We start from the raw sequence: 11,015 nt of genomic DNA, 5'->3' as shown, positions 1-11,015 counted from the left end.
TCTGGGTAGCCAGAGCAATAAATTAAAGATGGGGATGGCTGGTGAGCGAAACGTCTAAAGAGAATTTTGTAAAAACCAATAAATTAGCGATCTGTGCAATTCTTCGTGATTTAAAGAAGAATGATACTGCAGTGATGATAGTCCATGCTCGCGGGCAATTTATTAGCCGTATTCTGGATGTGGTTCCTGAGACAAATCAATTTATTTTTGATTTTGGCAGTGTGGCGCATGAGAACATTGCTGCACTTGCTGCCAGCCAATTGACAATTATTGCAGAGCCGACTGGCGCAAAAATTGAATTTACCTGCAATCCGCTGAAAGAAATACAATATTTATCTTTACCTGCTTTCAGTACCTCCATTCCTGACAGCCTTTACTTTATTCAGCGCCGGGAATATTTCCGGGTCAATATCCCTCAATGGCCTGCTTATTATTGTGCAGGAAAATTCGCTGACGGCAGTAAATTCTCATACACATTAGCTGATGTTTCTTTGGGGGGAATGGGGGTGTATGCCGTGAAAGGCAGTGAATTCCCTGTCCAGAATTGTGGCATTCTGCGTGATGTGTCAGTTGATTTATGTGGTTTTGGTATTTTTAAATTGGATTTGCAGTTTATCCGAGCCATCGATAAACAAGTGGTGAATAACAAAGGTGAAACTCTCACAGTACAGCGCTTGAGTTTTAAATTCCCGCGTTTAAGCCCCATCCAGGAAAAAGGATTGCAACGGGCTATTTTTGAACTGGAAAAACAGCAAACGGCCAAAGCGCGAAAATTCCAAGATAATATTTAGTTTTTGAAACTATGGGGTGATTACCTGCCGTCTGTGTAATAGTACTCAGGCAGCAGGTATGGCAATTTCCTTTCTGGTTATATTTATAACCGTTTGTTTTCTCTCTTTCATTTCATGCCCTGATCCGTATTTTTTTCTTTGGGCTATAGTTAATACTATTCAGCTTTATCGCTGTTGCATATTTATGCATAACGTCAGCCTTTACTCGCCTCTTTTTTGACTGTTGGTTTTTATGCATCAGTCTTTTGCTTTTTACCTTCACTCAGCATCTTTGACAGCATTCTGCCTGTTATGGCGTTTTCTGCTCAAGACCACGCGGCTCGCACCGCTCAGGAAGCTCACCTGAGCAATTCGTTTGGGTAGGCTCTCTTGCGGCTATCCCCGATTTTTTGTTATGCAGATTGCCATAAGACTGTATGAGCACCCGACCAGAAAGGTATCTATGAAATCATTTCTAAAGACTATTCTTGGGCAACGATCCATTTGGGGATCACGAACTACAGTCACACCATGGCATGATTCAGCGCCGGTCAGAGAAGAGTTATTCAGTGTTGAGCGGTTGGAGCAACATGCTGAAAGCCTTGCCAAAGCTCAGTCGATAACATCCCATCCACCACGGGTGTCTACTTTGCATGCCCGCCTGGATGATAATGCCGATACATTGCTGGCGGCATATCGGGCCAGTGCCGCAGAGTTAGAAAAAGGCCGCGCGGTAGTGCCTGCGGCGGAGTGGTTGCTGGATAATTATCATCTGGTTGAAGAACAGATCCGCGAGATCCGCGACGATTTACCGCCGGGCTATTACCGCCAATTACCCAAACTGGCTGACGGGCCATTTGCCGGTTACCCGCGTGTCTTGGGGATTACCTGGGCCTTTGTTGCGCACACCGATAGCCATTTGGACCCCGAGGTTTTGTGCCGTTTTATTATGGCGTATCAGCGTGTTCAACCGCTGACTATCGGTGAGCTATGGGCGGTCGCGATTACACTGCGCATTGTATTGATTGAGAACTTACGCCGCCTTGCCGACCAGATTACGCAAGGGCGCAAAGCGCGTGCAGATGCCGAGGCGCTGGCAAATCGGTTATTGGAAACAGGAGACAGTCGGTTGGTGTTGGAATCCGACATCGCGATGCGCTCCACAGAGCCATTATCTGAGCCATTTGCCTCCCAACTGGCAAAACAGCTGCGCGACCAAGATCCGCGCACGACTCCTGCGCTGGGATGGTTGGAAGATCGTCTGAAGTTACAAGGAGTCACGATCAGCGAAGTGGTACAGCATGCCCAATTACGTCAGGGGGCGTCTAATGTTTCGGTCCGAAATGTGATTACCAGCATGCGGATGATTTCGGATATTGATTGGGCTGATTTATTTGAGAGTGTCAGTCTGGTAGATGAATGTTTACGGCAAGGAAGTAACTTTGCCAGTATGGATTTTCAGACCCGCAATCTGTATCGCAGCGCCATCGAACAATTATGCCGTGGCTCGACTTACACTGAACTGGAGATTGCCAACTTTGCCTTACAAGCGGCGCAGAATGCGGTAACCACCGCAGATCCTGAAAATGTCGATCGCTGCCGTGACCCCGGTTATCACTTAATTGGGGCTGGGCGTCGTGAATTAGAGAATCAGATAAGATTCAGCCCTTCAATGCGATTGTGGTTCAGCCGCTTGAGCATCAGCCTGGGTGTCGGCGGCTACATGGGGGCGATTTTATTGGTTACGGCGGGATTGCTGGCATTGGCATTGTGGGCGCTCTCTTTCCCCGGTTTGGCCGTCGGATGGTGGGTGCTATTTGCCTTAGTCGGGTTTATTCCGGCGACTGAAGTGGCAACTGCGTTGGTCAATCGCGTCATTACCTGGAGCTTTGGTGCCACTATTTTACCGGGTCTGGAACTGACCAGTGATGTCCCTGATGAGTTGCGAACTTTAGTCGTGGTGCCTACGTTGCTGACCAGTAAAGCTGATTTACTGGAGCAAATTGAACAATTAGAAGTTCATCATTTGTCGGGTACTACCGGCTCTCTGACTTTTGCGCTGCTGCTCGATGGGGTTGATGCCGATACGCAGGTGTTGGCAAGTGACGGCCCGCTAGTGGCGTTGGCCGATGCAGCCATTGCTCGGTTTAACCAACAATATGGCCCCGGCCCGGCTGGCCCGCGTTTTCTGTTGCTTTATCGTCAGCGCATATTTAATGAAAGTGAAAACCGCTGGATGGGCTGGGAGCGCAAGCGAGGCAAATTGCATGAGCTTAACCGCCTGTTACGCGGAGCAACGGATACCTCATTTATTGCTACTGCGGCGGGTGAACCGCAGGTGCCCGCAAGTGTTCGTTATGTGATTACGCTAGATGCCGATACTCGCCTTCCTCGTGATGCGGCGCTGCGTTTAATTGGCAAAATGGCACATCCACTTAATCGTCCACGGTTTAGTGTTGATCAACAACGGGTTGTCGATGGTTATGGCATTCTCCAGCCGCGAGTGACATTGGCATTACCAATGGGAAAAGGCGGTTCATTGTATCAATGGGCTTTTTCCGGCCCCGGCGGTATCGACCCCTATGCCGCTGCGGTTTCAGATGTTTATCAGGATATGTTTGGTGAAGGCTCCTACACCGGCAAAGGCATTTATGATGTTGATGCGTTTGAAGCCTCACTGGCAGGTAGGGTGCCGGACAATACCTTACTCAGCCATGATCTGTTTGAGGGCGTGTTTACCCGAGCAGGCTTAGCTTCAGATATTGAAGTGGTTGAAGAATCACCGGCACGCTATGACGTTGTAAGCAAGCGCCAACACCGCTGGACGCGGGGCGATTGGCAGTTACTGCCCTGGATTATCAAACTTTCCATTAGCAAAGACAGCAAAGACAGCAAAGACAGCAAAGACAGTAAAAGTATTCCGTTGCTGGGCCGTTGGAAGATGGTGGATAACCTGCGCCGTTCACTGGTTGCCCCTTTTACCTTGCTGTTGCTGGGGGGCAGTTGGATGCTTCCGATGCCAGCGGCTGGGGTCGGGGTGCTCGTGGTGATAGTACTGGCCGCTTTACCCTCCTTATTGCCGATTTTATGCTCATTATGGCCAGCTCCAAATACTCGATTTAGTAACCATTTACGCTCTTTATTAAATGATGCCAAACGCGCCGCTAGCCAGATATTACTTTCGTTGGTGTTTCTGGCTGACCATGCCTGGCAAATGGCAGATGCTATTGGGCGCACACTGATTCGCCTGTTTATAACGCATCGGAACTTGTTGGAGTGGACGACGGCGGCCCAATCCGCAGGCAAGCCGCGCCCCGGTTTAGCCGGGTTTTATCGCCAAATGGCCGGTGGCACATTATTCGGTTTGCTGATGGCCGCCATTGCATTCATTGTCTCTCCCGCCGCCTGGCCGTTGATTTTGCCTTTTGCACTACTTTGGTTGTTCGCACCCGCCATTGCATTGTGGGCCAGTCGCGCCCATTTGGTGGTATCGCATAAACCGATGACGGAGGACGATATTCCCGAGCTGCGGCTGATTGCCCGCCGTACCTGGCGTTTCTTCGAAACTTTTGTCACACCGGATGAAAATATGCTGCCGCCTGATAATTTTCAGGAGGACCCAAAACCGGTGGTGGCACACCGCACCTCCCCGACGAATATGGGGCTGTATTTGCTCTCAACCGTGGTGGCTCGTGATTTTGGCTGGGCGGGGACGTATCGCACATTGGTGCGGCTGGAAACCACCTTTGAAACCTTTCATAAATTGGCGCGTTTCCGTGGGCATTTCTTTAACTGGTACGGGACGCAAGATCTGCGCGCACTGGAGCCGGCTTATGTTTCCTCCGTTGACAGCGGGAATCTGGCCGGGCATTTGATTGTGCTGGCCAATACCTGCGAAGAGTGGGCAGCCGAGCCATTAGCGGCCAACGGGGCCAGGGGATTGATGGATAACCTGCTGTTAGCTGAAGCCTCGTTTAGGCAGCTTCCGCCGGGAGACGCTGATTTTAAACGCAAACTCTGGGCAGTCCTGGAGCAAATTCGCCTGGATTTAAAAGATGTCGGTGAAACTGAAATGTTACCGCTGGCGTTGAAACCGCTGTTGGCGAAAGCCACTGCGATGGTGCACGGCATTGCTCGTCCAATCGATGATCATGCTTTTATTGATTTGAGTTATTGGATTGAGGCGCTGATTGTTGCTGCCGCTGAACATGAATATGACCAACAGTTGACCCAAGAGATGCAGGAGCAGGTCAATGACCGGTTGCTCAAATTAGCCGCTGAAGCTCGTCATATGGCGCTGGCGATGGATTTTGCTTTCCTACTCGATCCCGAACGCAAGTTACTGTCTATCGGCTATTCGCTGGCGGATAACAGCCTTGACCCGAGTTGCTATGACTTGCTGGCTTCTGAGGCACGGCTTGCCAGTTTGTTCGCTATCGCTAAAGGGGATGTGCCGACGCGGCATTGGTTCCGCTTAGGGCGGGCTGCAACCCCCATTGGCAAAGGGGCGGCGCTGATTTCATGGTCAGGTTCGATGTTCGAATATTTGATGCCGTCATTAGTGATGCGGGCACCTGCAGGGAGCTTATTAGAGCAAACCAATCAATTAGTGGTTGAGCGGCAACAGGCTTATGGGCGTAGCTTGAATATCCCGTGGGGGATCTCTGAGTCGGCATACAGCGCGCGCGATATCGAGTTTACCTATCAATATTCTAATTTTGGTGTGCCGGGGCTTGGGTTAAAACGCGGCTTATCAGAAAACACGGTCATCGCGCCTTATGCAACAGGGTTGGCAACCATGATTGACCCTCACGGCGCACTGCAAAACTATGAGCGGCTGGCCGATATGGGGGCGCTGGGGCGTTACGGTTTTTATGAGGCGCTGGACTTTACGCGCTCCCGATTGCCGGAAAACGAGCCGGTGGTGATGGTGCGCAACTATATGGCGCACCATCAGGGGATGACCATTGTGGCTATCGCCAATACTGTGCAGCAGGGGCGGATGCGTAATCGCTTCCATCATGAGCCGATGATTCAGGCCTGCGAGTTATTGTTACAAGAGCGCATGCCGCGCAATGTGGCCATTGCCTACCCACGTACCGAGGAAGTGTTGCTATCAGCGGTGGCGGACAGCGCGTTGCCGACAGTGCGTCGCCTGTCTTCGCCGGTTATCGGGCCGCCGGTCACTCATCTATTATCCAATGGGCGTTATGCTGTGATGTTGACCACCGCGGGGGCCGGTTATAGCCGCTGGTTGGATGTTGCCGTCACCCGCTGGCGAGAAGATGCTACCTGTGATGATTACGGTTCCTTTATTTTCCTGCGCGATTTGCGCAGTGGCCGCAGTTGGTCGGCAGGGGCACAGTTGGCCGCCAGTGATAATGCGCATCGCGAGGTGATTTTTGGTGAGGATCATGCTGAGTTTATCTGCCATGATGGCACTCTCACCAGCACCATGAATGTCCTGATTTCCAGCGAGGATGATGGCGAAGTTCGTCGCGTTTCATTGCTAAACACCGGTCGCCGTGCTCGCGAGATTGAACTGACCTCTTATGCCGAAGTGGTGCTTGCGGCAGCCTCGGCCGACAATGCGCATCCGGCATTCGCCAAAATGTTTGTCGTGACCGAGTTTTTACCTGAACTGGGGGCCTTAATTGCAACGCGTCGGCCTCGGACGGCGCAAGAGCCTCAGGTCTGGGCGGCGCATTTTGCGGTGGCTGATGGCTTGCCGATGTCTGCATTGCAATATGAATCGGACCGGGCAAAATTTATTGGCCGTGGTAATCGGGTTGCCACCTCAACAGCACTACAAGCAGGGGAGGCGCTGTCAAATACGGTGGGGACAGTGCTCGATCCGATATTCTCGTTGCGCCAAAGCTTACTGATTCCAGCCGGTAAGACTATCACGGTCTCTTTCTGGACACTGATTGCCTCTTCAAAAGAAGATTTGCTGGATATGGTGGATAAACACCGTGACCGTAGCGCGTATGATCGTGCTAAAACGCTGGCCTGGACTCAGGCTCAGGTGCAATTGCGCCATCTGGAAATTAAAGCGGAAGAAGCCGCTGATTTTCAGCAACTGGCTGCGCCGATTTTGTATGCCGATGCCCGCTTCCGCTCACCGTCCACAACTATCATGCGGGGCGCGGGAGTTCAGTCAATGTTGTGGTCGCAATCAATCTCCGGCGATTTACCGATAGTCTTACTGCGGATTGAAGATATCGAAGACATTGAGCAAGTGCGGCAATTACTGCGCGCTCATGAATACTGGCGCATGAAACGTCTGGCTGTTGATCTGGTTATCATCAACGAGCGAGCCTCTTCGTATGTACAGGATTTGCAAATCGCCATTGAAACTGCGGTGCGCAGCAGCCAATCGCGCCCTCGTTTTGGCGATGAACTTCGCCAGGGTTCTGCCTATGCTTTGCGAGCTGATCTGATGAGTGCCGAAACACGCGCATTATTGCGCTCTGTCGCGCGAGTGGTGCTCTCCGCCCGTTATGGCACATTGGGCAATCAACTGAATCATCTATTATTCACGCAGGATAAAAAGGGGGTTCCGACAGCTAAAAAATTATTCACATCTGATAAACGATTGATTGATCATGATAAAAAATCAGGATTTCCTCTGGTTAAATCAGCCAATTCACAGATAACAGCACAATTGTCGCTTGCGAAAACAGTATTACCGCAACCGGATAATTTGGAGTTTTTTAATGGGTTGGGTGGCTTTGGTCAACAGGGGCGGGAATATGTTACCTGCATCAATGACGGGGAAAATACACCGGCACCCTGGATTAATGTTATTGCCAATCAGGCCTTTGGTTTCCAAGTTTCCACTATCGGCAGTGGTTATACCTGGGCTGAAAATAGTCGGGAAAACCAGATAACGCCATGGCTAAATGATCCGGTTATTGATTCATCTGGTGAATGCCTATATTTGCGTGATGAAGATTCCGGTCAACTGTGGAGCCCAACGGCACACCCCATCCGTGATGGTGGCACTTACATTGCTCGGCATGGTCATGGCTACAGCCGATTTGAGCATCAGGCGCACGGTATTGGTATGGCGCTGCTGCAATATGTGCCGCTGGCTGACCCGATTAAGATCTCTCGTCTGACATTACATAATATGTCAGATAAACCCCGGCGTATCTCAGTAACGGCCTACGCCGAGTGGGTATTGGCGACATCGCGCGGTGCCACAGGGCCATTTATTATCACCGAAATGGATGAGCCAACCGGGGCGATGTTGGCGCGGAATCCATGGAGTACCGCCTTCCCCGGCAGAATTTCTTTTTCCGACCTTAATGGGCAGCAGACTCGCTGGACCGCTGACCGCAGCGAGTTCCTCGGCCATTATGGCAATAGTGCTGCGCCATTTTCACTGTTAGCAAAAATACCGCTATCGGGTGTGACAGGGGCGGGATTCGATCCCTGTAGTGCACTACAGCAAACCCTTGAACTGGCCGCCGGTGAGCAGGTTGAAGTGGTGTGGTTCATCGGGCAGAGCCCTTCTGTGAGTGAAGCGCAGGTGTTGATTATGCGCTACCGCGCTGCCAATCTGGATGCCGTGTTGACGGAAGTCACTGATTACTGGCATACGGTGTTAGAGGCGGTTCAGGTGAAAACCCCGGACAGGCAAATGGATATCATGCTTAATGGTTGGCTGCTGTATCAAACATTGGCATGCCGGGTCTGGGCGCGGTCGGCGTTTTATCAGGCCAGTGGCGCTTATGGTTTTCGTGACCAATTACAAGATGGCATGGCGCTGACCTTTGCTCAGCCGGAGACCACTCGCCACCATCTGCTACGTGCGGCCGGGCGACAATTTATTGAAGGCGATGTTCAGCACTGGTGGTTACCACATTCAGGGCAGGGAGTGCGCACCCGAATCTCTGATGACCGGGTGTGGCTCTCTTATGCGACAGCCACTTATATTCTTGCCAGCGGTGACGGCGCGGTACTGGATGAAATTGTACCCTTCCTCGAAGGGCCGATATTGCATCCGGGCGAACACGATGCCTTTTTCCAGCCATTGGTGGCGCAAGAAACCGCCTCACTGTTTGAACACTGCGCCAAAGGATTGGATCAATGTATTGAGCTGACGGGAGAGCTGGGTCTACCATTGATGGGAACGGGCGACTGGAATGATGGGATGAACCGGGTGGGTGAGGAAGGAAAAGGTGAAAGTGTCTGGCTAGGGTGGTTGCTGGTGGCGACACTGAAAATGTTTATTCCGCTGGCGAAACAGCGTGATCCGCAGCGGGCCAGCCAATGGCAACACCATCTTACAGGCTTAATTGCAGCATTGGAGCGAGAGGCGTGGGATGGTGAGTGGTATCGACGTGCCACCTTTGATAACGGCAGTTGGTTGGGGTCTAAAGAGTGCGAAGAGTGCCGCATAGATTCTATTGCTCAATCATGGGCGGTGTTATCAGGAGCGGCAGATCCGCAGCGGGCAGTGCAGGCGATGACCTCGCTGGAGCATCATCTTATTCGCCCTAACGATGGCATGGTGTTGTTGTTCACTCCACCGTTCGATAAAACCCCTGACGACCCCGGTTACATTAAAGGCTATCCACCGGGATTACGGGAAAATGGCGGCCAATACAGCCATGCTGCGATGTGGGTGATTTTTGCCTTTGCTGAGTTAGGGGAGGGGGATAAAGCCCGTGATTTATTTGCATCACTTAATCCGATAAATCATGGGAATACCCCGGCGGGGATCGCGCGTTATAAAGTTGAACCTTATGTGGTCGCCGCCGATGTTTATTCAGTCGCACCTCACGTTGGGCGCGGTGGTTGGACGTGGTATACCGGCTCAGCAGGTTGGATGCATCGCGCGGGTATTGAAGGCATTCTGGGTATTCGGCGAGAAGGGAACGAGTTAGTCATTAATCCTTGTATTCCAGCCAGTTGGCCAGGGTTTGAAGCGACCATTAACCTTGCCAACACCCGCTATGCCATTCGTGTTGAAAGCCCGGCTCAGCGCTGTCAGGGGATCAGTTCTGCGACATTAAATGGCTCGCCTATCTTCTCTCAACCTGATGGGCTGCGGGTAGCGCTGGAGGGGGGAGAGTACGAACTGATTATTATTTTGTAGGGGGTATCCACTGAGTCGAGATAGGCATGAGCGTTTAAAGTAAAGAGTCAATCAGCGCTATCTCGACTTAACAAAATAAAAGCTGAAAAATATGTTGAATTATCATGCAACTGCCCCAATATTATAAGCTGAACAATAAGGAGGATTAAGTATGGGGATCAGTGAGGAAGAGAGTATCCGCCGTTTGACTGATGAGAAAAGCTCTATTGGTCATTCGGCTAAATGGGTAGCAATTATCTCTGCTGTCTATTTCATTATTATGCTGTTTTATCAGCATGAATTGGGGGTATTAACCTTGGCCGGTGGGATTTTTGTAGTGTCATTCTCAATCTGGATGAAGAAACGCCAGAAAGTGAAGTCTTACAAGGATCAACTGCAACAAATGGGTAATGACAAAATGGTTTAATCTAACGCCCCACTCCGATTAGACTGATTTATCAGAGGAACAGCAGGTTGATGAACTGTTCGTCCGATTTTCAGCTTTTTATCTATTTTCGTTTGCGGACCTGCAAGCGCATCCTTAATATTGCCTTTATCTCTATTATGATTTGTCAGTCGGTTGTAGCGATTTGGACATATTAAACCCCGTTATCACAAATTCCATTTGCTCATATAATCTCTTCGCCTGTGGGTTATCCGCCGCGACGCGGAGCTTTATTTCAAATATATCTTGAGCCACCAGCAATTTTTCCAACTCTTGTAAACAGGCCGAGCCATATCCTTTGCGCTGACACTGCGGCAGCACATAAAAATCTTTAATAAAGGCAGCGCTATCATTTTCGCCTAAACCAAACCATAAATAGCCCACCAGTTGGCTATCTTGGCCGATATTGTTTTTATTTTCGATGCAATACAAATGATCGTCAGGGCTATTAATCCCCTTTGGTAGATAGCTATCAAAGCTATGGGTGGCATGAGCGATGGCCTGTTCGCTGCTATAACCACTGTTGGACGATAAATCTTGCGCATATTCGGTAATAAATAAATTCCTATAGTCGCTAAGTTCCGCAGTACGCATCTCTCTGAGTACGATCATGATGTTTCCCTAATGTAAACGCGCTATTGTGATTGTTCAGTTTTGGGTAGAGTAGATTTAATTCGGAAGAAACATTTTAACGCTTTTTAGGTAATAAGGTAGA

At 50.4% G+C, this 11,015-nt stretch carries 4 protein-coding genes; 3 read left to right on the top strand and 1 reads right to left on the bottom strand.

The window, feature by feature from the left end; genetic code table 11:
• Positions 1-41: 41 nt before the first annotated feature.
• The 3 genes from ACNSO8_RS05570 (at position 42) to ACNSO8_RS05560 (ending at position 10,282) form a co-directional block, all read left to right on the top strand.
• The gene (locus tag ACNSO8_RS05570; RefSeq protein ID WP_418394053.1) at positions 42-791 is read left to right on the top strand and encodes a flagellar brake protein; all 750 of its coding nucleotides are present in this window, start codon (positions 42-44) and stop codon (positions 789-791) included.
• 442 nt (positions 792-1,233) lie between these two features.
• The gene (locus tag ACNSO8_RS05565) at positions 1,234-9,876 is read left to right on the top strand and encodes a GH36-type glycosyl hydrolase domain-containing protein (RefSeq protein ID WP_418394052.1); all 8,643 of its coding nucleotides are present in this window, start codon (positions 1,234-1,236) and stop codon (positions 9,874-9,876) included.
• A gap of 151 nt (positions 9,877-10,027) precedes the next feature.
• A complete protein-coding gene (locus tag ACNSO8_RS05560) occupies positions 10,028-10,282 on the top strand; it encodes an ABC transporter ATP-binding protein (protein ID WP_418394051.1) in 255 nt (84 codons plus the stop codon).
• Positions 10,283-10,417: 135 nt separating this feature from the next.
• Here the strand turns inward: ACNSO8_RS05560 and ACNSO8_RS05555 are convergent, their stop codons facing one another.
• Positions 10,418-10,912: a GNAT family N-acetyltransferase gene (locus tag ACNSO8_RS05555; RefSeq protein WP_418394050.1), complete on the bottom strand. Its 495-nt coding sequence runs from the start codon at positions 10,910-10,912 to the stop codon at positions 10,418-10,420.
• Between the last annotated feature and the right edge of the window lie 103 nt (positions 10,913-11,015).

The organism is Yersinia sp. LJYL362, assembly GCF_048323875.1.
Note: the sequence above shows the minus strand (reverse complement) of the source record. Positions and strands in the feature narration are given on the sequence as shown.